Origin of the sequence: Pseudomonas sp. HY13-MNA-CIBAN-0226 (assembly GCF_040310305.1) — a bacterium.
Classification (GTDB): Bacteria; Pseudomonadota; Gammaproteobacteria; order Pseudomonadales; family Pseudomonadaceae; genus Aquipseudomonas; species Aquipseudomonas gregormendelii.
Genome location: NZ_JBEOPS010000021.1, coordinates 92,042 through 114,572 on the forward strand (window position 1 = coordinate 92,042; position 22,531 = coordinate 114,572).

General features: G+C 48.6%; 28 protein-coding genes. 18 read left to right on the plus strand and 10 right to left on the minus strand.

All coding sequences use genetic code 11. From position 1 onward, the window contains the following. The first annotated feature begins 3 nt into the window (after window positions 1–3). The 18 genes from pseC to AAEZ05_RS22110 all read left to right on the plus strand — a co-directional run bounded on the left by pseC (window position 4) and on the right by AAEZ05_RS22110 (window position 17,500). Window positions 4–1,164, plus strand: coding sequence for a UDP-4-amino-4,6-dideoxy-N-acetyl-beta-L-altrosamine transaminase (gene pseC / locus AAEZ05_RS22025; RefSeq protein WP_350648852.1), 1,161 nt, complete (start codon window positions 4–6; stop codon window positions 1,162–1,164). Beyond that, window positions 1,161–1,856, plus strand: a complete 696-nt coding sequence (gene pseF, locus AAEZ05_RS22030; protein ID WP_350648854.1) for a pseudaminic acid cytidylyltransferase — start codon at window positions 1,161–1,163, stop codon at window positions 1,854–1,856. The genes pseC and pseF overlap by 4 nt, the downstream gene beginning before the upstream one ends. Further along, window positions 1,853–2,989 carry a UDP-2,4-diacetamido-2,4,6-trideoxy-beta-L-altropyranose hydrolase gene (gene pseG, locus AAEZ05_RS22035; protein ID WP_350648856.1) on the plus strand — a complete coding sequence of 379 codons (1,137 nt, stop codon included), beginning with the start codon at window positions 1,853–1,855 and terminating at the stop codon, window positions 2,987–2,989. Before pseF ends, pseG begins: the two co-directional genes overlap by 4 nt. After that, window positions 2,982–3,503, plus strand: a complete 522-nt coding sequence (pseH, locus tag AAEZ05_RS22040) for a UDP-4-amino-4,6-dideoxy-N-acetyl-beta-L-altrosamine N-acetyltransferase (protein WP_350648858.1) — start codon at window positions 2,982–2,984, stop codon at window positions 3,501–3,503. Before pseG ends, pseH begins: the two co-directional genes overlap by 8 nt. Window positions 3,504–3,514: 11 nt before the next feature. Beyond that, window positions 3,515–4,570, plus strand: a complete 1,056-nt coding sequence (pseI, locus tag AAEZ05_RS22045) for a pseudaminic acid synthase (protein ID WP_350648860.1) — start codon at window positions 3,515–3,517, stop codon at window positions 4,568–4,570. Window positions 4,571–4,593: 23 nt separating this feature from the next. After that, window positions 4,594–5,574: a hypothetical protein gene (locus tag AAEZ05_RS22050; protein ID WP_350648862.1), complete on the plus strand. Its 981-nt coding sequence runs from the start codon at window positions 4,594–4,596 to the stop codon at window positions 5,572–5,574. A gap of 55 nt (window positions 5,575–5,629) precedes the next feature. Beyond that, window positions 5,630–6,841: a hypothetical protein gene (locus AAEZ05_RS22055; protein WP_350648864.1), complete on the plus strand. Its 1,212-nt coding sequence runs from the start codon at window positions 5,630–5,632 to the stop codon at window positions 6,839–6,841. A 1-nt stretch (window position 6,842) separates the two neighbouring features. Then, complete coding sequence (gene glf / locus AAEZ05_RS22060) at window positions 6,843–7,991, plus strand: UDP-galactopyranose mutase (RefSeq protein ID WP_350648866.1); 1,149 nt, start codon at window positions 6,843–6,845, stop codon at window positions 7,989–7,991. Continuing rightward, the gene (locus tag AAEZ05_RS22065) at window positions 7,988–8,773 is read left to right on the plus strand and encodes a DUF4422 domain-containing protein (RefSeq protein ID WP_350648868.1); all 786 of its coding nucleotides are present in this window, start codon (window positions 7,988–7,990) and stop codon (window positions 8,771–8,773) included. The genes glf and AAEZ05_RS22065 overlap by 4 nt, the downstream gene beginning before the upstream one ends. Before the next feature lie 28 nt (window positions 8,774–8,801). Next, complete coding sequence (locus tag AAEZ05_RS22070) at window positions 8,802–9,821, plus strand: NAD-dependent epimerase/dehydratase family protein (RefSeq protein ID WP_350648870.1); 1,020 nt, start codon at window positions 8,802–8,804, stop codon at window positions 9,819–9,821. Window positions 9,822–9,855: 34 nt separating this feature from the next. Further along, window positions 9,856–10,878, plus strand: coding sequence for a UDP-glucose 4-epimerase GalE (galE, locus tag AAEZ05_RS22075; RefSeq protein WP_350648872.1), 1,023 nt, complete (start codon window positions 9,856–9,858; stop codon window positions 10,876–10,878). A gap of 239 nt (window positions 10,879–11,117) precedes the next feature. Further along, a complete protein-coding gene (locus tag AAEZ05_RS22080) occupies window positions 11,118–11,402 on the plus strand; it encodes a hypothetical protein (protein ID WP_350648874.1) in 285 nt (94 codons plus the stop codon). Window positions 11,403–11,493: 91 nt separating this feature from the next. Further along, window positions 11,494–12,600 carry a polysaccharide biosynthesis/export family protein gene (locus AAEZ05_RS22085; protein ID WP_350648876.1) on the plus strand — a complete coding sequence of 369 codons (1,107 nt, stop codon included), beginning with the start codon at window positions 11,494–11,496 and terminating at the stop codon, window positions 12,598–12,600. Between the two features lie 14 nt (window positions 12,601–12,614). Next, window positions 12,615–13,274 (plus strand): YjbF family lipoprotein, encoded by a 660-nt coding sequence (locus tag AAEZ05_RS22090; RefSeq protein ID WP_350648878.1) that lies wholly within the window; start codon window positions 12,615–12,617, stop codon window positions 13,272–13,274. Beyond that, a complete protein-coding gene (locus tag AAEZ05_RS22095) occupies window positions 13,271–14,044 on the plus strand; it encodes a capsule biosynthesis GfcC family protein (RefSeq protein ID WP_350648880.1) in 774 nt (257 codons plus the stop codon). Before AAEZ05_RS22090 ends, AAEZ05_RS22095 begins: the two co-directional genes overlap by 4 nt. Beyond that, entirely contained in the window at window positions 14,041–16,131 is a 2,091-nt protein-coding gene (locus AAEZ05_RS22100) for a YjbH domain-containing protein (RefSeq protein WP_350648882.1), read from the plus strand. The genes AAEZ05_RS22095 and AAEZ05_RS22100 overlap by 4 nt, the downstream gene beginning before the upstream one ends. Then, window positions 16,128–16,523, plus strand: a complete 396-nt coding sequence (locus AAEZ05_RS22105; protein ID WP_350648884.1) for a VanZ family protein — start codon at window positions 16,128–16,130, stop codon at window positions 16,521–16,523. The genes AAEZ05_RS22100 and AAEZ05_RS22105 overlap by 4 nt, the downstream gene beginning before the upstream one ends. A gap of 641 nt (window positions 16,524–17,164) precedes the next feature. After that, window positions 17,165–17,500: a hypothetical protein gene (locus AAEZ05_RS22110; protein ID WP_350648886.1), complete on the plus strand. Its 336-nt coding sequence runs from the start codon at window positions 17,165–17,167 to the stop codon at window positions 17,498–17,500. A 214-nt stretch (window positions 17,501–17,714) separates the two neighbouring features. On the opposite strand, the gene AAEZ05_RS22115 is transcribed toward AAEZ05_RS22110, so the two are convergent. From AAEZ05_RS22115 to AAEZ05_RS22150, 10 genes are all read right to left on the minus strand, one after another. Beyond that, window positions 17,715–18,302, minus strand: a complete 588-nt coding sequence (locus tag AAEZ05_RS22115; RefSeq protein WP_205893286.1) for a hypothetical protein — start codon at window positions 18,300–18,302, stop codon at window positions 17,715–17,717. A 16-nt stretch (window positions 18,303–18,318) separates the two neighbouring features. Further along, a complete protein-coding gene (locus AAEZ05_RS22120; RefSeq protein ID WP_350648888.1) occupies window positions 18,319–18,930 on the minus strand; it encodes a hypothetical protein in 612 nt (203 codons plus the stop codon). Between the two features lie 372 nt (window positions 18,931–19,302). Then, window positions 19,303–19,656 carry an Imm40 family immunity protein gene (gene imm40 / locus AAEZ05_RS22125; protein ID WP_205893288.1) on the minus strand — a complete coding sequence of 118 codons (354 nt, stop codon included), beginning with the start codon at window positions 19,654–19,656 and terminating at the stop codon, window positions 19,303–19,305. A 102-nt stretch (window positions 19,657–19,758) separates the two neighbouring features. After that, window positions 19,759–20,031: a colicin immunity domain-containing protein gene (locus AAEZ05_RS22130; RefSeq protein WP_350648891.1), complete on the minus strand. Its 273-nt coding sequence runs from the start codon at window positions 20,029–20,031 to the stop codon at window positions 19,759–19,761. A 56-nt stretch (window positions 20,032–20,087) separates the two neighbouring features. Then, the gene (locus AAEZ05_RS30850) at window positions 20,088–20,216 is read right to left on the minus strand and encodes a tRNase toxin domain-containing protein (protein WP_502947788.1); all 129 of its coding nucleotides are present in this window, start codon (window positions 20,214–20,216) and stop codon (window positions 20,088–20,090) included. 84 nt (window positions 20,217–20,300) lie between these two features. Next, on the minus strand, window positions 20,301–20,624 hold the full coding sequence (locus AAEZ05_RS22135; RefSeq protein WP_350648893.1) for a hypothetical protein: 324 nt from the start codon (window positions 20,622–20,624) through the stop codon (window positions 20,301–20,303). A gap of 9 nt (window positions 20,625–20,633) precedes the next feature. Beyond that, complete coding sequence (locus tag AAEZ05_RS22140; protein ID WP_205893290.1) at window positions 20,634–20,996, minus strand: immunity 8 family protein; 363 nt, start codon at window positions 20,994–20,996, stop codon at window positions 20,634–20,636. 491 nt (window positions 20,997–21,487) lie between these two features. Then, window positions 21,488–21,778 (minus strand): immunity protein CdiI family protein, encoded by a 291-nt coding sequence (locus AAEZ05_RS30855; RefSeq protein WP_502947789.1) that lies wholly within the window; start codon window positions 21,776–21,778, stop codon window positions 21,488–21,490. After that, window positions 21,775–22,164, minus strand: a complete 390-nt coding sequence (locus AAEZ05_RS22145) for a hypothetical protein (RefSeq protein WP_350648895.1) — start codon at window positions 22,162–22,164, stop codon at window positions 21,775–21,777. The genes AAEZ05_RS30855 and AAEZ05_RS22145 overlap by 4 nt, the downstream gene beginning before the upstream one ends. 44 nt (window positions 22,165–22,208) lie before the next feature. Further along, window positions 22,209–22,526, minus strand: coding sequence for a hypothetical protein (locus AAEZ05_RS22150; RefSeq protein ID WP_223523674.1), 318 nt, complete (start codon window positions 22,524–22,526; stop codon window positions 22,209–22,211). Window positions 22,527–22,531 lie beyond the last annotated feature (5 nt).

The following is a 22,531-nucleotide window of genomic DNA, read 5'->3' on the forward strand; positions in this document are numbered from 1 at the left end:
TACATGATCCCGTACGGTCGCCAGGACATCACTCAAACGGATATCGATGCCGTTCTGGAAGTATTGCAATCCCCCCACCTCACTCAAGGCCCCATGGTGCCGCGATTTGAGCAGGCAGTGCTCAGCCACGTCGGCGCAAAGCACGCTTTGGCTGTTAATAGTGCTACGTCAGCGCTACATATCGCCTGCCTGGCGCTGGGTCTCGGTGCTGGCGATTGGCTGTGGACTACGCCGGTAACATTCGTGGCGTCTGCCAACTGCGGGCTGTACTGCGGCGCGCAGATCGATTTCGTCGATATCGACCCGCGAACCTACAATCTTTGCCCGAAAGCACTGGAACGCAAACTTGAGCTAGCGGAACGAGAAGGCAAACTGCCTAAAATCGTGGTGCCTGTACATTTGTGCGGCCAACCGTGCGATATGCAAGCAATTCACGCTTTAGCTCAGCGCTACGGCTTTAAGATAATCGAAGACGCTTCTCACGCCATTGGTGGTAAGTACCGAGGTGAGCCTATTGGTAATTGTCGGTACAGCGACATCACCGTCTTCAGTTTTCACCCAGTCAAAATTATTACTACCGCTGAAGGTGGCATGGCACTGACCAACAATGCCGACTGGGCCCGACGCATGGATCTGTTGCGCAGCCACGGCATTACGCGTGATGCCGCGCTGATGACTAAGGAAATGGAAGGCCCTTGGTATTACCAGCAGGTCGATCTTGGATACAACTACCGAATGACCGACCTTCAAGGTGCCTTGGGCGCAAGCCAAGTGACTCGCCTAGAACAATACGTGGCCCGACGCCATGTACTAGCTAAGCGTTATGACGATCTTTTGTCAGATCTGCCGGTTACTACGCCATGGCAGCACCAAGACAGCTACTCGGGCCTACACCTTTATGTGATCCGTCTGCAGTTGGACAAAATCAAAAAAAACCATCGCGAAGTTTTTGAAGCGCTACGCGCACAGGACATTTTGGTTAACTTGCACTACATCCCTGTGCACACCCAACCGTACTACGAGCAGATGGGCTTCAAAACCGGTCAATTCCCTGAAGCAGAGCGATACTACGGCGAAGCTATCAGCATTCCGATGTATCCAACCATGACCGAAACGCAGCAGGACCAAGTGGTTGATGCTTTGCGCGAGGTGACGCAGGCATGAAACTGGCGATCATCCCTGCCCGCGGAGGCAGCAAGCGCATCCCGCGCAAAAACATCAAACTGTTCTGCGGAAAGCCGATGATTGCCTGGTCCATAGAGGCCGCACTGCAAAGCGGGTGTTTTGATCAGATAATAGTTTCTACCGATGATGAAGAGATAGCCCTAGTGGCTCGTCACTACGGAGCCACAGTACCCTTCATTCGTCCTGCGGAGCTATCCGACGATCATACCGGGACGATTCCGGTAATACGGCATGCCATTGAGTGGTTCAACGCACGGGGTCAAACAGTTGAGCAAGCTTGCTGCCTATATGCGACCGCCCCATTCGTTAGCCTCGAGGATATCCGACGCGGTTTCGATAGACTTACTGAAGCCGGCTGCGATTACGCCTTTTCGGTCACTAGCTACGCCTTTCCGATTCAGAGAGCTATTCACCTAAACTCCGAAGGACGGGTGGAGATGTTCAATCCTGAAAATTTCAATACCCGCTCTCAGGACCTTAAAGAGGCGTTTCATGACGCAGGACAGTTCTACTGGGGTACCGCTGAAGCCTGGCTGCAAGGCCGTATGATCTTTAGCCCTGCCTCGATTCCTGTGGCATTACCGCGTCATCGCGTGCAAGACATTGATACCATGGAAGACTGGATACGAGCTGAATGGTTGTTCAAGGCTATGCAGGCGCAAACTCCGTGAATAAGCAACCGTTAAAGATCGCTTTTCGAGTTGATGCTTCGCTTGAAATAGGCATCGGGCATGTTATGCGTTGCATTACACTCGCCCAAGCGCTCACGTTGAAAGGAAGCGAATGCGAATTTATCTGCCGTGAGCATGAAGGCAACTTAATTGCGGTCGTCCGAAGCAAAGGCTTCCGAGTTGTAGTGCTGCCCATCAAGGAACCAAAAGCTGCAGTCTCAAAGGTTACCCATGAATCAACAGCAGAAAAAGAACTTGAGCACTCCAGTTGGTTGGCCTCCACTCAGCTAGATGACGCTGCAGACTGCACTGCGATTTTCGGCGAAACCCTACTTGATTGGCTAATCGTTGACCACTATGCACTTGACTATCGCTGGGAAACCAAATTAAAAGCGCATTATAAAAAACTAATGGTGATAGATGATCTAGCTGATCGCCATCATGTAGCCGATCTTGTGCTTGATCAGACTTTCGGGCGGAATACCGGGGACTACGCGCCTTGGGTCCCTGATGATTGCACGTTGCTCTGCGGCTCGGAATATTCGTTACTACGACCAGAGTTCGCGAACCTCCGGAACTACAGTTTGGATCGTAGGAAAGATTCTAAACTCGAAAACCTACTCATCACCATGGGCGGAGTAGACAAGGATAACGCCACAGGAAAAGTTCTAGAGGCGCTGAATTCCTCAGAATTGCCCAGCAACTGCCAAATTACGGTGGTGATGGGTGCAAGTGCCCCTTGGCTATCGGAGGTTCGACTGCAAGCCACACAATTGCGTTGGCCCACCAGCGTAAAGGCGGCGGTTTCCGATATGGCTCAACTGATGGCCGATAGCGATTTGGCAATAGGCGCCGCTGGGGCAACCTCTTGGGAGCGCTGTTGCCTTGGGCTACCAACTCTCATGCTGGTACTGGCCAGCAATCAGCGAAAAGTTGCAGAGGGCCTTGAGGAAGCTGGCGCAGTTCAATTACTAAAAGGCCCAGAGGAAATTTTACTGCTGCTTCCTCACATGCTAAACAAGATTATTGAATCGCCAAGCCTGCGAGAACATATGAGCTTGGCCGCCACCGATATAGCGAATGGCCAAGGAGTTCCCGCCGTCATCCAACACCTGGAGCTCTCAATTGACTGAAAGCGTACCGACACGATCCCGGGTAAGGCCAATGACCCGGGAGGATCTAGAATTAGTACTGGCGTGGCGTAATCACGAAGATGTACGCCGTTATATGTATACCCAAAATACAATCAAACTCGCCGATCACACTTTATGGTTCGAAAAAGGGTCTCAGGATACCAACCGATATCTCCTTGTTTTCGAATACGATAACATTCCTCTTGGGTTTATAAATATCTACAAAATAGGTCCTGGCGGCATAGCTGAGTGGGGATTCTACGCAGCACCGGATGCTCCGCGAGGTACAGGTCGAAAATTAGGCGAGGCCGCGTTGCGATACGCCTTTGACGAAGCGGCAGTTCACAAAATTTGCGGTCAGGCACTGTGGTATAACGAGCGCTCTATAAAATTCCACCTGAGTCTTGGCTTCCAACAGGAAGGTATATTGCGCAGTCATCACTTCGACGGCGAACTCTATCACGATGTTGTATGTTTCGGACTGTTCGCCTCTCAGTGGCCACTAAATAATTAAGAGATTTTACCATGTCGAAAATTCCAAGTATCAGCATCGCGGGTCGTCGCATTGCAGCGGACGCACCTCCCTATATAATTGCCGAGCTTTCCGCTAACCATAATGGAAAGTTAGAAACCGCATTAAAAATTATTGAAGAAGCGAAAATATCGGGTGCCGACGCGGTCAAATTGCAGACTTACACTGCTGACACAATTACACTGAACTGCGACTCTGAGGATTTCCAGATCCATGGAGGTCTTTGGGACGGGAAAACCCTTTATCAACTTTATAAAGAAGCACACATGCCTTGGTCCTGGCACAAAATTCTTTTTGAGCACGCGCGCAAGATCGGCATTACAATTTTCAGCTCTCCATTTGACAACACCGCCGTCGATTTATTAGAGGACCTAAACGCTCCAGCCTACAAGATCGCTTCTTTCGAAGCGATTGATTTGCCTCTTATAAAGTATGTAGCGAGTACTGGAAAACCGATGATTATTTCAACCGGCATGGCCGATGTTGATGAAATCCAAGAAGCGGTAAATGCAGCGCATGAAGGTGGATGCAAGGAATTAGCGATTCTTCATTGTGTCAGCGGCTATCCAGCTCCAGCGAAGGACTACAATCTTTTTACAATTCCAGATATGATGAAGCGCTACGGTTTAGTAACTGGCTTGTCTGACCATACATTGGATAACACCACTGCGATAGCCAGCGTGGTACTTGGGGCATCCATAGTCGAGAAACACTTCACCCTCGATCGTAGAGGGGGCGGGCCAGACGATAGCTTTTCATTAGAACCAACTGAGCTTACTGCGCTCTGTCGGGATGCTAAGACTGCATGGTCAGCTTTGGGCATGATCGATTACGGTCGCAAATCGAGCGAACAAGGAAACGTAAAATTTCGTCGCTCTCTGTATTTTACAAAAGACATCAAAGCTGGTGAGCTAATAACCAAAGATGTTGTTAGGAGCGTAAGACCAGGACATGGGCTTGCTCCAAAGCACCTTGATCAGGTTATTGGAAAAATAGCGGCAGAAGACATTACCGCCAACACAGCGACTAGTCTGAAACTAATAAAATAGGAGGATAACTAGTCATGATATGTGTGAGTACAGAAACGGACGAAGAGTTAAGCGAGCTGACAACAATATTAAATGACGCCAAACTCGAGCACATGATTTTTAAACCGCACTACGAAAACACAGCGAAAAAAAATAAATTAATCAATAAATCAATAACAAAAATCATAGAAACAATAAATCTCATAAAAATCATTAGAAACAATAATATTACAGTATTACTCGGCTCGCCCTGCCTGAGAAACAGGCTTGCTCACTTAATTACAAAAGTCCGATATGGCTCATATATAAGATCCTTACACCCCGATAGTAAAAACCCTTCAAGCTTATCAGACAAAATTTACTTCAAATTTAAAAAATTTGGAATATTAAATCGACACCTAAACCCATATCACGCAGACGCATGCTTCATCAGCACACCAATTAACTCTAATTTCTTGCAAGCCCGCTCTATATCTTCGGATAGAATCAAATCAATTGGAGCAGTATGGCTTGAGGACAACACTAGAATACTATTAACAAACGCTCCACGTCGGATATTTTACTTAACGCAAGCTTACAAAGAACACAACAAACCCGAAGCCCACCTTGAACAAATAGAAATAATAAAAAGACTATTGGAAATTTCTTCGGAAATTAAAACTGACATCATAATCCGACGACATCCAAGGGACAACTATGACTACGTCAACGAGATCGGATCACAAAACATAGCAATCAACGATGATAGTCCTCGAGACTTCATGGAACAGCTAAACAAACAGGATACTGTCATTAGTGCTTTCTCAACAATGGCATTTGAGATAGCACACCTTGGAGGAACAATACAATTCATAACTTTAGACAGTATTTCAGCTTACGAGGTTGCATTTAGAGACGTGGGCATCAAACCTATTTCATGGCGCGAAATTCAGCAACACCACATAAATAGTCCGACTAAAATCGAATGCAACGTTTTCTTTGAGTATCAGCTCATGCACCTTCAAGAATTCTGCGCCGAATCTTAGCGAGTCCTGCGTCAGATACGCAAAGATAAACTCATCGCATATAGAATTAAACCTCATGCCGTCGATCATTCAGCACAATGACAATCGCAACTTAACTAAAATATTATTCCTTATTTTTATTGCAATAATAACTCAACCTTACTTGAAACCATTTGGAATTGGCACAGAATCTGATGTGCAACCTATTCCGTTGCTCCTCTCAATTTTTGTTGTAGGCGCCTCCCTTTTTCAAAAAAAGAGAATTGACTCGTTATATTTCCGATCCATTGTATTTATAATAACAATGATGGTTCTCCATACTTTATTCTTCGGTTTTGACGGATATTATTTTATCCGCGGATTCTACGGATACATCAGCATAATTTTTATAACCATGGCGGTAAATATAGCCTATGAACACTTAGGTCCAAAAAGTTTAGAATCCTGTTTAAAGGTTATATTTTCAGCATGGAGTATAGTGGGATTAATACAAGTCTTGGACCCTCAGGCCTTCACATTCTGGAGGGATAAACTGATACTTACCACAGGGCGAGGAAGCCTTTCCCTGGCCACTGAACCAGCATACTTCTCACTCGCACTGATACTCACTTCTTTGACGCTATACATTCTTAATAAAAACAACACAAAATATATATTAGCAACTTTGGTTCTAACTTTATTTGTGGCAAAATCTTCTGTCGGCGTCATATATACTGCAGCTATCCTAGGGATTCTACTTTCAAAGAAGCCATTGCACTTCTTCATCGTTTGCGCTCTCGCCCTATCACTTATAGCTATATTCTTAGTAGTATTCCAAGACAGTAGAATGGGCGGAATACTTATCGATTTTATTCGAGCTCCGCTATTGCTCGCAGAAAGGGATCAAAGTTTTGGCTTGAGAGTCATTAACATAGTAATCCCAATCAAAGCTTTTTTTGACAACTTCGGACTCCCCTATGGATTGTTCCAATGGACATTTGTACAGTATGAATATCTAATTAAATATTTTAGTTACTTTAATTGGATCAATTACATTGATCGACCAGAAAACCTCGGCAGCGGTAGAATTCTTTCCATTCATGGACAGCTTTTGTTTGAATTAGGAGTATTTTCGTCTGCAGCTTATTATTTTTTTTGGAAATCAGTTAAAAAACAAGATATCAACCTTCGACTATTCATCATCATAATGCTAATGGCGCTCAACGGACTGACACTAAACAACCCATTCTTCTCTATTTTCATCGCAGTTGCGTACTCACACAAACCAACCAAATTTAAAATGAGTTAACATGAAAACAATTTTAATCGTCGGCACTGGATTTTCTGGAGCTGTCATTGGGAGAGAACTGGCGAACGCTGGCCTCAAAGTCAAAATCGTAGACTCTCGCAGTCATGTTGCTGGCAATTGCTATTCGGAACGCGATTCGCAAACAGGAATTATGATTCACAAATATGGCCCTCACATATTTCACACTGACAATCAAGAAGTTTGGGAGTATATATCTAAATTCACGGAATTCATGCCCTATGTCAATCGAGTAAAATCGACAGTAGGCAATTCTGTGTTTTCCCTCCCTATCAACCTGCACACAATCAACCAATTCTTTAATAAGGCTTTAAACCCAGCAGAAGCTAAAGAACTCATTCGATCTTTGGGCGATCAAACAATTGAGAATCCAGAAAACTTTGAAGAACAGGCACTTCGCTTCGTTGGCCGAGAATTATACGATGCGTTTTTCAAGGGGTATACAAAAAAACAATGGGGCCTTGAACCCACCGAATTGCCGGCTAGTATATTGAAACGGCTACCTATCCGCTTTAACTATGATGACAATTATTTCAATCATAAATATCAAGGTATGCCGAAAGATGGCTACACACCGATAGTTGAGAAAATCTTGAACCACCCTAATATCACCATCGAACTTGATCGTGAGATTCTAAAAAAAGATACAACTGATTATGATCATGTTTTCTTCAGCGGTCCGTTAGATAGTTGGTTTAGCTACAGTGAGGGCCGTCTCGGCTACCGGACTTTAGATTTTCAAGAAATTCGAGATAGTGGGGATTTTCAAGGATGCGCCGTTATGAACTATGGCGATGAGTCTGTTGCACACACCCGCATTTCGGAGCATAAATTTTTCGCACCTTGGGAGTCACATTCCGGCACAGTAGCGTTTAGAGAGTACAGCCGCGAGTGCTCGCCTGGAGACATACCTTATTACCCAATACGCTTATCCAGCGAGCAGTGCTTATTGCAAAAATATGTTGCCATGGCTAAAGCAGAACAGAATGTCACATTCGTTGGACGTCTTGGAACTTATCGCTATTTAGACATGGATGTTACTATCGCAGAAGCGTTGCATACCGCAAAAAACTTTCTTAAGGCAGTAGAATCCAAAAATCCGATCCCAGCTTTTTTTGTGGAGCCTCTATGATCAACCACAATATTTCAATAATGGTTGCAGCCCACAAAAGCTACGAATTCCCCCATGACGATGGCTACATGCCGATACATGTAGGGCGAGCGACCAGCGCGGCCGCTTTAGGATTTACGGGCGACGACACTGGAGACAATATTTCTCATCTAAACAAAAACTTTTGTGAGCTAACGGGTCTTTATTGGCTTTGGAAGAGTCGAAAATCGGACATCTACGGACTGGTACATTACCGCAGATATTTTAAATCGGATTCAAATTCAATCCAAATATCCGGGAAGGATATCTGTACTTCTGCAGAGCTCTCGTTGTTTTTGGAAGACAACAAAATCATACTTTCGAAACCCAGAAACTACTGGATTGAATCTATTCGCAAACACTACGAAAACGCGCACTACATTAATGATCTCAACACCCTAGAAGAAATCATCCAAGAATATCATCCTCAATACTCGCCGGCGTTCACCGAAGTGATGAGCCGTAAAAAAGTTTCTTTATACAATATGTTTGTTATGCACTCAGAACCTTTTAATAATTATTGTGAATGGCTCTTTTCAATACTCTTTGAAGCTCAAAAACGGATTCAATACCAAGATTACGGACCTTACCAGGGCCGTGTCTTCGGCTTTTTGGCTGAACGGCTGTTAAATGTTTGGGTCGAGCATAACATCCCCGCCGACCAAATTAAATTTTTACCAGTGGTTAATCTCGAAGGTGAGAATCTCTTGAAAAAGGCAATAGGACTGCTCGAGAGAAAACTCAAGGGAGTAAAACAGCTTTGACTCCACAAAAGAAAATAGGAATCAAAAAATGAAAGTTGCTGTTATTTTTGGTGGGTCGGGATTTATCGGTTTGTTTTTTGCCAAGCACCTCATTGAAACATCAAACTTTGGCAAGGTCTACTTGTATGACAAGCAGCAAGTCAAAGATAAACTCTTCCCGTTCCGCCATATACTTTTAAAAGATACGCCCGAAATCGTCGAAGTAAATGGTGACTTGCGTAAAACGATTGCTTGGCAACCCAGCGAACAGGTTGATTTAATCGCAAATTTCGCAGCGGTACATCGGGAACCAGGCCACGAAGATAGTGAATACTTTGAAACTAACTTGCTGGGTGCTGAAAACGTTTGCAATTGGGCTGAGCAGATAAGCTGCAAAAATATTATTTTTACGAGTTCGATATCCCCATATGGTCCCAGTGAAGCCTCTCGCGACGAGCGCTCTCTCCCAGTCCCCTCCACCGCATATGGTGCCTCGAAATTAGTCGCCGAAAAAATTCATCAAGCGTGGCTTGCGCGAGAAAGGGACCAGCGACATCTCGTGATAGTTAGGCCTGGTGTCGTATTTGGGCCGGGAGAAGGCGGTAATGTCTCTCGCCTAATTAAGGCCGTAAACAAGCGTTATTTTTTCTATATGGGCAACCGCGACACTCGCAAAGCTGGCACGTATGTGAAAGAACTCTGCGCCGCAATGTCGTGGGTATTGGAACGTCAGAAAAATCAAGGTGAAAATTTTTCTCTATTCAATATGACAATGAATCCTGGACCTTCCATTCAAGAGTATGTAGAAGCTGTATGCCAAGTGGCAAATATAAAGCGGAAAGTCCCGTCGGTCCCCTACCCACTTATACTTTCACTTGCTTATTCGATTGAACTAATTGCGCGCCCTTTAAGAATTGTACATCCGTTCAGCCCTGTGAGAATACGCAAATTAGTTCGCTCAAATAATATCTTACCTAACTTTTTAGTGGAAAATGGTTACACATATCAGTACACCTTGGAGTCGGCGCTTTCAGACTGGAAAGCGAGTTATCCTGAAGAGTGGCGCTGATTCATATTCCTGATAAAGAATGGATGCTTTTTTCGTGACTGAGAAAATCCTTGTTACTGGTGGCGCCGGCTTTATCGGCTCACATACGACCCTTGCGTTGCTGGAAGTTGGCCTCGAAGTAGTGGTACTTGATAACCTTAGCAACAGCTCTGATATTGCGTTGCGCAGAGTTGAGGACATCTGCGGTAAGTCTCTGACATTCATTGAAGGTGATATCCGCAATTCGCAAATATTAGACGATCTTTTCAACGAACATCGTATTTCAGCAGTACTGCATTTCGCGGGACTGAAAGCTGTAGGTCAGAGTGTTAGGATGCCGCTGAATTACTACGACAACAATGTCGTAGGTAGCATCTCACTTTTTAATGCGATGGCGCGTGCAGGTGTTTTCAATTTAGTGTTCAGTTCCTCTGCCACCGTATACGGTGAGCCGACACAAATGCCGATTAGTGAAGATTTTCCCACTGGTATTCCCACAAATCCCTACGGCCGCTCGAAGCTGATGGTAGAGGACGTGCTCCGAGACTTAAGTCTTTCGGATCCACGTTGGAGTGTAGGTCTTCTACGTTACTTCAATCCAGTCGGTGCGCATGAAAGCGGGATCATTGGAGAGGACCCCAATGGCATCCCTAACAATCTTCTCCCTTATGTGAGCCAAGTCGCAATTGGCAAGCTCAAGCATCTTTCAGTGTTCGGTAATGATTATCCGACGCCTGACGGCACCGGGGTTCGCGACTACATACACGTTCAGGATCTTGCTGACGGACATTTGTGCGCACTACAAAAAATTCTCCAGACAAACGGGGTGAACATCTGGAACCTCGGCACGGGGATCGGCTACAGCGTGCTGGAAATAATTCGGGCATTTGAGGAGGCGAGCGGTCGGGCAGTACCGTATCAAGTGGTAGAACGCCGATCCGGCGATATCGCCCAGTGCTGGGCCGCCCCTGAAAAAGCAACGAGAGAACTGGGCTGGAGCGCAAAGCGAAATTTATTGGACATGATGACGGATACTTGGCGCTGGCAGTTAGGCAATCCGCAGGGTTACGGCCACTGACGCGGTAGTTACTGAAAAATCACGCAAACCAGCGACTTCACCCTCCAGTCCGCTTTCTGGCGCCAGTCAAGGCCCGATTAAAGGGTTTGTCCTTCGTAATTCGGCGGATTTCGGAGATACACAAACTGAAAATTTCTCAAAAAACCATGAATCAGCAGCTCTAGCTTGCATTACAAATGCTTACTGAAATACCCTTACCCAATAACCACTCAAGGATCATCCTTTCAAGGAGCACGATTATGAAAAAACTACTGGCTTTGGCCCTCGTAACCACCATCAGCCTCCCATTGATGGCTGCTGAAACAGCACCTGCAAAAGCTGCGTCGGCGCCTAAAGCGGATGCTCCGCTGAGCTTGTCCACACCGATCGCTGGTGGGGTAACCGTTGGCACTGGCTTGGCGGTTGGCGCTGGCCTCATTGCTGTAGGCGTTGCTGCCTCCAACAGCGGCGGCGGTGGCGGTAATGATGGTACTCCAGGCACTACCGGCACTACTGGCACCACCGGCACCACTGGTACCAACTGAAAACAGTTCCCTTCGCTTTTAGTTCGATACGCTAACCTCCCAGCCCTGCTGGGAGGTTTTGTTTCGCCTATCCCCTCGAGCAATTTCGACAATGAATCGCGCGCTTCCCTTGGCCATGCTGGTTGGCCTGTCCCTGCAAGGCTGCATATTTTCCCCTGGTCAGCACATGGACACGGGTAATCTGGTACGTGAAGGTTCGCCCGAGAGCAGCCGGATCGAGCTGATTCCGATCACCCCTAAGCTAGTAGCGATCGAGTCAGCTGCAGACCATTCCAATTTAGTAGCTCCTGAGTTGCTGAGCTACCAACCAGTTGAATACCGGATCGGAGCCGGTGATCTGATCTACATCACTGTCTGGGACCACCCGGAGCTAACAGCGCCTTCTGGTTCGCAACAGCAGATTGAAGCGAATGGGCGCCTTGTTCGTCCTGACGGTAGCCTTTTCTACCCCTATGTAGGAACTATTGAAGCAGCAGGAAAGACCATTGAGGAACTTCGGGCAGTCATCGCGTCTCGACTGGCGAAAGTGGTCGCGGAGCCTCAGGTAGATGTAAGCATTCTGCGTTTCGTCAGTCAGAGAGTAATCCTATCTGGCGCTTTTTTAAAAACGGGCCAATTTCCTATTACCAATACACCTCTGCGACTACTCGACGCTATTGGGCAGGGGTCTATTGTTCCGGAAACTGCTGATATCTCCGGCTTGGTACTCAAGCGTGATGGCCACGAATACTTCATTGATCTTGACGCGCTAAATCGAAAACATTCCCAACTGCACAATATATTCCTCAAAGACGGCGACCAGTTGCACCTTCCGTACAACGACCAGAAGAAGGTTTATGTGCTCGGCGAAGTTACTGCAACACGTTCGCTGAATTTTAAGGGCAGCAATATGAATTTAACCGACGCGCTCGGTAGCGTTGGCGGTCTACGCCAGGAAACCTCTAGCGGCAAAGAGGTGTATGTGATTCGTGGGGTTGAAAACCTAGCGGATCAACCGGTAAAGGTATACCAAATTGACCTTAAGTCGCCTTCGGCTTTTGCAATTGCCCAGCACTTTAAATTGCAACCGCAGGACGTCGTCTATGTCGGCCCAGCTGATGTAACACGTTGGAACCGCTTCATTAGCCAAGTGTTTCCATCTGCCAACCTGCTTCGTACAGGCGTCGGCATTCAGGATGACCTGGGTAGCAACAACTAAGAACTGGAATTCTTGTGAAATTTCTGCGACTGGCCACCCTATCGGTGGCCTCCTTGCTGGTGAGCGCCTGCAACCCGTTGATGACCGCTTCCATGGACACGCTCAAGGCCGCTTTCGAAGGTCCTGAGCCCCTGGAACTCACCCGCCAACAGGTGGATGCAACTCCGTACTACCAGATCACCATCGCAGCACCCACGGGTGAAGCTGTTATGGCGTTGGTGCGTCAGCAGGATGGTGTTGGTTTCTGGATGGCCTCGACTCGCCAGATCCTGATGCTCGAAGACGGCCTGGCTATTCGCAGCGTTGGTTTCAACAACAACCTCGATGGCACCCGCTTTGAGGGTAAATCGCCTTTCAAAGCAGGCTTGCACCGCGTTGCCGATGGCCTGCAAACCCGCCGCCAGGTGGACTTTGTCGATGGTTATCGCATGGGTGTGACGCTCACCAGTCGCTTTGAGAAGAAAGGCCTGGAAACCGTGAATATCCTCGACCGCGACGTGGAGTTATTGCGCGTTGATGAGGACATCACCATGGAAGGTCTGGGCTTCACCGCGCGGAACCAGTATTGGGTCGACCCTGCCGACGGCTTCATCATGGCCAGCGTGCAACACCTAACTCCCGAATTGCCCCTACGCATTGTTCAAGTGCGCCCGAATAAGCCGGTAGTGCAATGATTTCTCGTTCCTCCTGGCTGCTTTGCTGCAGCCTGCTCATGACGTTTGCCGTAAATGCTGACTCGCTGGTCACCGTGCAGGGCGATGCCGCCAAACCTGGGCGCTATTCGTTCCAGGAAGGAACTCGCCTGCATGATGTTTTGCTTCCGGCCCAGGTTAATCCGAAGGCGTATCTGCTTGGCGCTGCGTGGTTGAATACCCCTCTGCGCAATGCACAGGAGCGATTGAAGCTGGGCGTCCTATTCGATCTCGCGACTGTTAAGAGCAACGCACTGCAGGATGACGAAATCGAGCTAGCCGCCCTGGCTGAACGTTTGATCGACAAGGTTCAGGCCATGCCAGTTACCGGACGCCGAGTGGCTCAACTTGATCCGGTTCGGGTGGAACTGAACCGTGGGGACAATCCGTACCTGAGCAATGGTGACATGCTGCTCTACCCTACCCGCCCGAACACAGTGAAGGTTGTGGGCGCGGTAGCTGAAGAATGCGAGTTGGCGTACCAGCCTTTGCAGCCGGCAACCAACTATCTGCAAAACTGCCCGCGTGATCCTGGTGCAGACAAAGACTTGCTGTTTGTCATCCAGCCGGATGGCCGCGTTTTCCAGGAAGGCATTGCGCTATGGAATGAAACCAAGTCTGTACACCCGGCCCCAGGTGCGCGCATCTATGTGCCTGTTCACAGCACCGCAAAGGGTGATCCAACTCCAGACCTGAATACCGAACTGGCTGCTTTCATCGCCACCCAGCCACTGCTGGAGGTGAAGCCATGAAGTATCACTTGATCCCATGCCTGTTGCTTGGTTGCAGTGCTTGGGCGGTAGCTGAACCGCGTCACACCCAGAGCGACTTTGGTGGTGTAGGTCTGTTGCAGACACCTAGCGCGCGCATGGCCCCTGCTGGTGAACTGTCGTTGACCGCTAGCCGGACTGATCCATATAGCCGCTACAGCGTTTCTTTCCAGCCTTTTGACTGGCTGGAAGGCTCGTTCCGGTACACCTCGATCAGTAACCGAGACTATGGACCGGAATCTTTGAGCGGTAGCCAGAGTTATAAGGATAAGGCGATTGATGCAAAGGTACGCCTACTCGACGAGAGTCACTGGATACCGGAAGTTGCCTTAGGTGCACGAGATATCGGTGGTACAGGCCTGTTCTCCAGCGAGTACTTTGTTGGCAACAAACGCATGGGTAATTTCGATCTGAGCTTGGGCTTAGCGTGGGGCTATATCGGTAACCGTGGCGATATGGATAACCCGCTGGGCTGGCTGGATGACAAATTCGATACGCGGCCTGACTCAGGCACTCAAGCAGGCAACTTTAACGGTAACAGCTACTTCCGTGGCTCACCGTCCTTCTTCGGCGGCGTGAACTACCAAACACCATGGGACCCATTGTCCATAAAACTTGAATACGAAGGAAACGACTACCAGCACGAGCCGCAAAACAACAACCAGATCCAGGACTCCCCAATCAACCTGGGCTTCGTCTTCAAAGCCACCGATTCGGTAGACCTCCACGCAGCCTGGGAACGCGGCAACACCGCCATGTTCGGCATCACCTTGCACACCAACTTCGCCACCCGCAAGGCGCCGACCAAAAGCTTCGACCCAAAACCCGAACCCGTGCCGGACGTGAAACCGACTACCGCGCCAACGGACGTGCAATGGGCCGGCGTCGCCAAGCGCCTGCAGAACAACGCGGGCTACACCGTTTCGAAAATCACCCAGCGTGACTCCGAGCTGATCGTCTACGGTGAACAGGGCCGCTACTTCCACACCCCGAAAGCCGTAGGCCGTGCTTCGCGCATCCTCGACAACAGCGTTAACGATGAGATCAACTGGTTCACCATGGTGGACACTCGTTACAGCTTGCCGGTCCAGGAAGTCAGTCTGCCCCGTGATACGTTCCGCGAAGTGGTGCAAGAAGATCGCCCGCTGGAAGACCTGCGCCGCGTAACTGAGCAGAATGTTCCAGTGCCGCATCAGGAAAAAACCCTGTATGCGAAGACGCCGGACAAGTTCACCTACGGCCTGGGCCTGGGTTACAAACAGAACGTCGGCGGCCCTGACGGATTCCTGCTGTACCAATTCAGTGCCGATTTGAGTGCTGAGTACCGGTTCCAGCCTGATCTGTGGTGGAGCGGCCTGTTGAGCGCCAACCTGATCAACAACTTCGACAAGTTCAAGTACGACGCACCCAGCGGCCTGCCGCGCGTGCGTACCGACTTGCGTCAGTACATGACGACGTCGGAAGTGACGATGCCTACTTTCCAGTTGAACAAGGTCAAGCAGCTGGACGAAGACCTCTACGGCATGGTGTACGGCGGCTATCTGGAATCGATGTTCGCCGGCGTCGGCGGTGAAGCACTGTACCGTCCCATGGGCGAGCGCTGGGCGGTTGGTGTGGACATGAACTGGGTCAAGCAGCGTGATTTCGATCAGGGCTTGGGTCTGCGTGATTACAGCACCATCACCGGCAACGCTACGCTTTACTATCGGAGTTCGTTCCAGGACATTCTGGGCGCACTCAGCGTTGGGCGTTATTTGGCCAAAGACTACGGCGCTACTTTGGACTTGTCCCGCGAGTTCTCCAACGGCGTACGGTTCGGTGGTTGGGTAACGATTACCAACGCCACGAAAGAGGAATACGGTGAGGGTAGTTTCGGCAAAGGTATTTATTTCTCGATACCCTTCGACGAATTGATGGCCAGTTCGACCACTCGCCGGGCTAACCTTGCGTGGACACCACTGACTCGAGACGGTGGCGCTGCCCTGGCTCGCAGCTACTCGCTGTATTCCCTGACCGAGCGTCGCAACATCGACCTGTTCCACAACAACTTCTACAAGGTCACCGAATGAAGCAGCGGATTCTGCGTGTCCTGCCCAAACTGGCGTTTTTCGTGATCCTGCTGGTGCTGTGTTTCGCCGGCATGCGCGGCGAGCCGGTGCCGCAGGTATTCGAGAATCAGGACAAGCTGCATCACTGGGCCGGCTTCGCCTGCTTGACGGTGAGCGCCTACCTGGCGTTCCCCGGCACGCGGCTCGGCTGGCTGCTGTTTTGGCCGTTGCTGGGGTCGATGTTGATCGAGCTAGAGCAGAGCTTGATGCCTTTGCGTACTGCGTCCTGGGGTGACATGGTGGCGAATGCCACTGGGGTTCTATGCGGGATGGTGGTTGTGCTGGTGTTGCGCGGTTACCAGAAAAGCAGACTCAAGAAAGCCTCGTTGGTGGAGTCGCAGGGCGTTAGCTGATCAGGTCAATCACATACCTTCTTTGTGGGAGCTAGCCTGCTTGCGAATGCGGTGAATCAGTCGATAGCGATTTGACTGACATACCGAATTCGCGAGTAGGCTCGCTCCCACGTTTGTTTATGGGGATAGGAATAATGTGATTCTGTGGGTAGTAACAACGCGTTTAAACTAGTTAGCAGCCTTTCCCACCTGCAATTCGTCTTTTCTGACTTCTTCCTTTCCAGATGCCTCGCGCACCATGGCGCGTCGTTGTCTGCGCCATAGAATTCTCGCGGTTGAATGTTTAGGTCGATACATTCTGTGACGGCGGCGCGCAATCGCGGGGAGGCTTTGTACCTACATGATTGGGTCGATGTGTAGGGATGGAGCTTGCCCGTGGGATCGGTCTGACAGCCAACGGGATTCTTCTACCATTTCTGCGGAAATTTCCTTCGAGTTGTGTCGACTAGCATGAACTGGTGCGAAGTGAACTCCTGGGTTAGTCTTTCGCTGTCACTGCGTTTGCAGTGGCAGGGCGTAGGAACCCTCAAAGCTCATCACGCACCAGCACTGTCGTTTGTTTTTCGGTACTTAACTTGCGTCAGTAATACCGTTGACGACGGCTGTTGGCAGTTCACATTCCTGCTCTTGAGTTTGAGAAAATGACAAAAGCGACTACCGATCATCCCTACACAAAACCAACCCCCTACCCCGAAAACCGCTTCAAGCCGCTCACCAGCAACTGCGACGACATGCCTACATTGTTCGTCGACACCCAAGCCCCACTCGATGTATTGATCGACGCTGCCAAGTACCGAATCGATGCCGTCACCCAGGTACTCGAAAACCTGGCCATGCGTGGCACGATCGAGTGCGAGTCGTTCATCCTCAGTGACTTCGCCCTGCTCTGCGCCATTTCGTTGCGCGATGGCTCTGATGTGCTGGAGGTGGTCAGGCATCGATTGCGGCCGCCGACTGAAGGTGTTTTTGTGGCGTAATTAACCCGGGTAGTTGAGGCGTCTCTGACGCCTTCGCGGCCAAGCCTAATTCCAGCAGGCCCCTGTGGGCTCGGGATGCGTGGACTTGTCCGCGAACTCTCGTCGCGGCTCGGGCCCTGAATCTTTATCAGGAATTCAGACAACCTCGTCAGCCAATCCTGATACCAGACCAGTTCACGACGCTTAGCCAGGGCCGCTTCGCAAGCGGCATGCTCTAAAGCAACTGACGTTGCACCGCTTCTTCCAGCGTGCTGCGGGCAAGCGTTTGCACCACTTCGCGAGTGTCTTGCTGGAAAGGCAGGGCAACGATCAACACCAACTGCATCCAGGTACGCACCGACTCGCTTTTGCGAATGCGCCCAAGTTCTTTACCGTCCTTGTCCTTGAACACCGTTTCCAGGGTAAACGTGTTCTTCGCCGTGCTGGGAATGATGAACATGGTCAAACCGGTCACAACGGCGGAGACAACGCTGTACTGTTCATTGTTGTACAGCGTGGCTTCGGCGTAGATGTCAGAGTCAACCTTGTCGGTAGTCACCCGCGAAAAGCGCCCCGACTCTCGGAACGCATCAACAATGGCCGATTCCCACAGGGCAGCTGGAGCGCCGGCAACCGTCCGCCCCTCCCCGCCGTTGGCCTGATAAAACGCGGTGGTGCGCACGAACGTCGTCGGCTTTTGCTGTGCAGCATCTGCTGTGAGTGGCCAGGCCTGTAAGGGCGGCAGTTCATGCATCGAATACGATGCGCAACCTGACATCAGAATGACTGACAGGATGAAGGCGTGTTTGATGTATCCAACCATGTGGTTCTCCTTTTAGTTACTGTTTTGCCAAGCGCGCAGTCGCGGTATCAAGCAGCGTTGAGACCAGTTCGCTCAACTGTTTGGCACCCATGGTAGGTGCCCAGTGTTCGCGTCCGTAAATGCCGACATTGCGCTCGAACTTGACCTGTTCCTTGGAAGTCGCCAGCGTTTTTCCGTCTCGGTCTACGATCTGCAGATCACCCGCCAGGTCGAAGCTGTCTACGTCGATGGGCCCATTGACCCAGATCCACAGCGTCAGTGTCAGCAAGGCGCCGGGGAAATAGGCGGGATGCGGAGCTCGACGACCTTTGAGCGAAGTCATATTGAAGTTGAGCACCACATCGTTTTCACCTAAACGGGTGGGGTATTCGGTGATTTGCTTGAAGTAGCCGCCTTTATCCACGTATTGCTTGATCTGCGTTGTTAGCGAACGGCTGATGGAGGTACGTGTAGCAGCGTCCATGTCCGGGACCGAGACCTTAACGTCGGCGAGTTGTGCGGTACGCGGGCTGGCAATGGGGGCGGGATGTGTGGGTGCGCCGATTGGGCCGGTAACATTGTAAGACACACAACCGCTCATTGTTAAAATGGTGATTATGGTTGTGAGTTTTGAGAAACTTTTAAACATGGGTATTCCTAAGCATTACGAATTTTCGTTGTGAATGATTTTATTATCAATTAAAAGACGGCCGAAGATAATTATCGGTAAATTACGGACGCAGCCGTAAGCACAGCGACTTTCCAAGATTCATGAGTTTGCGCACTGGGCAGCGCCGCCGAATTGGTGGTACTAATCAATTTTGGCAGTCAGATCGCTAACAGCTCTAAAAAGCACCACAATGCCAGAAGATTTTTTATGAGCGCACTCAATTTAATCAACTAATTATCCTCATAAAAATACTCACCACAGTGCCACGCACGCACTCCACATCGACTCATTCAGCTTATATATTTTTCATTTGTCATTTCTTTACCTGCAGCAACTATAATTGCCGCACTCTTAATTTGAGCAACTCTTCCCCCATAAAATTTTAGGCACTAGCGCAAAAAGCGTCTTCGGCATTAAGTAGCTAAGAATATAATTTTTTGCCTTATCTGAACTGCGTTTCAAGAAAACAGAATCAGACTCATCGGCGCCTTGATCGCAATACCAACTGTCGTACGTCTGTTCTGCTTTCTCGCCAAACAATTGATATACATCTCCTCCAAGAATCGCGATTCCGAAAGCCTCGAGTTCATAAATAGCATGTAAAGCGTCATCATGACCTAGGGCCCAGTTCTGCACTCCCAAATGATCCAGGGATATACCTCTACCTAGAACAGTATCAATTCGCTCCGACCACACAATACTCATAGATCACTCCACTGAAGTCGGCTTGAATAGTCGATAGTCCCGCCGACTACTTTATGAACTCGTCATATTTGCCCGGTGCAATCTACAATATTGTTGCACTGACTAATTAACAACTATTTTTTGCGACAAGCTCGCGACTTTAGATTTTAGCATTTCATCGTCAAGTTCATACTCTTCTCTTGATTCATCTGGCTCGTACATATCCGCAGCACAACAAATACTGGACAAACACTCGCTCAACGAAGGTTCATCGAACTGAAGGACATTCCTATCTCGCTCTATTTTCCAAAGTTCAATGTACGCCTCAGAAAAAATCTTGCCTGTCAGCCTTCCCGCTACATACGATTTTGCAAACTCCAAGATAGTAAGACTCATAGCAAATCTCCATTTTCAATAAAGCTAAAAATTGCTGAGTTACCGGGGATTATTGCTCAGAATTTCATCAGCAATTTTTGACCTTGAGCGTTCATTTCGGAAGGATCGCCTTTGACGTTAGCGAACGTACTATCTTCACGGTTTTCATGTTTTTTGAGTGCTCGGTCAGCGAGTGAAAGCTGCACTGACTTATCCTAAGGATCTGACAATTCCCGCATACGACAAATCAACAAGGCATTTCCCTGCCTACCTGTTGCCTTTTGCACCATCTAAACTCTAACGAGCACAAACTCCATAAAAATGCCATCACCGCTAATACCTTCAATAACTGTCCGACTCGCTTCTATCGACTTTACAGCAAAGTTTGTTTCATTTAATGACGCGGAAAAGTCAACGATACAATCTATGTCTGGGATCCTTTTGCCCCCCTTGATTTTAAAACCATCGATACCAAGAACTGCTATATCGTTATTTTTGCAGTAATCTACCAACCTAAGCCCATCGTCAACATTAAACAAAGGAGTGCCACTCCATAGCATTGTAGGAGTAATAGGTAAACCATGTACGGATACTTCAAGTGTAATCAGTCCCATGGCGCAACCTCAAACACCATCTTCGTGCCCTTCGAACTCCCACAAACCTAACGCTGATACCTTTCTTGAAATTTCATTCCAATTTTCACCCAAACAACCTTGTAGAAAATTTTCGATGAAAAGAACAATTTTTTGATAATTATAGTCACGAACAATAAGGTAGTGATGTCCAACAAGAGCTTTGTCCAACCCGAGGTTTTCTTCAATCCATGCCGGAGTACAAACCTCTATATCATAGGACTCTTCGCCTTCTCCACATTCGGGGCCGATCATAGCCTGAAGAAGAAAACAAAAGCTGCCTGCGCATTCCGGCTGGTAATTTTCAAGATTGTAAATGTCAGGGCTATGCAGCCGTTTTAATTTCGCGTTCATAATGGAACCCAGAAAGGTGGCTGCTCAGGAGTTCGCACTAAAAAATCTACCCGATCAGAAATAAACATCAGGGCATACACCACGTAACAATCTCCGACATTCAAAGGAGAATAGCTAGTTTGATCAACCTCATTCAAATAGCGCTCCTTTGTTGGGATAGCGCTACCGAGATTAGCCTGGCATAAGGCTAGCATGTTTTCACTCACTTGAATTTGAAGTCGTCAACTGCTCCAGTAATGGAGTTTCTTACATAGTGAATTTCGATTCCATTGATATTTTGCGCCGATTTCACCCAGCCATCAGTTGCCGGCCATCGGAAATCAATCATCGGAACCGTCAGTGGGCGACCAGCAACAGGATTTTAAATAGCCTGCTCCATTGCAAGCTTTTCACGAAAGTTAGCAGGCGTAGATCTACCCGTCGAACCCTAGCCCAACGGTTTGTCTACTAAAGCTGGTATTTCAACGCCTTTTGTACCGACGAATTATAGACTATGGGCAATACTCAACCATATAACTGCTCCCTAGTTCTTGCTGCATCGATTTGGCCAGCTCCTCCCCCTCTGCTTTGTGCCGAAGCTCTGCCTCAGGCGTGGCAAAACAAGAATCGGGCGGGTAGTCGCTATTGAACGTCGACTGATACTCACCGTCCCACTCACTGATTTTGACCCTCAGCTTTGGAGAAAAGGGCAAATCTTCAATATCAACGTGCCCCATTCTATCCGGATCTGGGCAGAATATCGGCCCAGCTAAATACTCACTCGTTAGTCTTAACCTGATCATGGCAATGGTTTCCAAGAAGTGACTGGATTAGCTCGAACCACAAAGCCGTTTGAGCCAACCCCAACTGCGATGTTTTGCTCAACACCATTGTGCGTGATGCGATAAACATTAGCTGAACCATTGGTCCCGACAACTTTCCCACGTTCAAGAGCACTCATTACAACATTTGGAATGTCATCACGTGAGATGCCTTTTTTGACAAAGTCGGCTTCGTGTCGTTTGTAGATGTGTTGCAATCCGGCAGCATCAGTACCCTTTTCCAGCCAGACTGTTCTGCCATCTGGCAACCTACGGATATCAACCACACTTCCTGGGCAGGCGACCCTCACCAATTTTTGTTCCCGGCTTTTTGTTGAGGTTAGCCGACTTTGAAGCAAAGAAGTCATCTACCTCTCCAAAACCAGGAACCTTCTGAATACTTTTAGCACCTTCAAGCTTTAACTAAAACAAACTCCAATAGCGTATCAGGGTCTGAAATCGTACTTAGGAAGTACTTGGCCGATTTTCTAGACTCAGCTGGGAATAGCTCTCCGGCAGTCATAGCCAGGGCAGAAAAATCTGCAATACAATCCATGTCAGGCACTCTTTTATCTCCAATGACTTTGAACCCTTCGATTCCGAGTACGGCTGCATCGTGCTCATCGCAAAAAACTAGTAGTTTATGCCCGTCAATTAAGTTAAATAAAGGCGTTTCACCCCAAAGCCTAGTGGGTTCCGGCCCCGCACCCAGAAATATAAATTCATTCATTACAT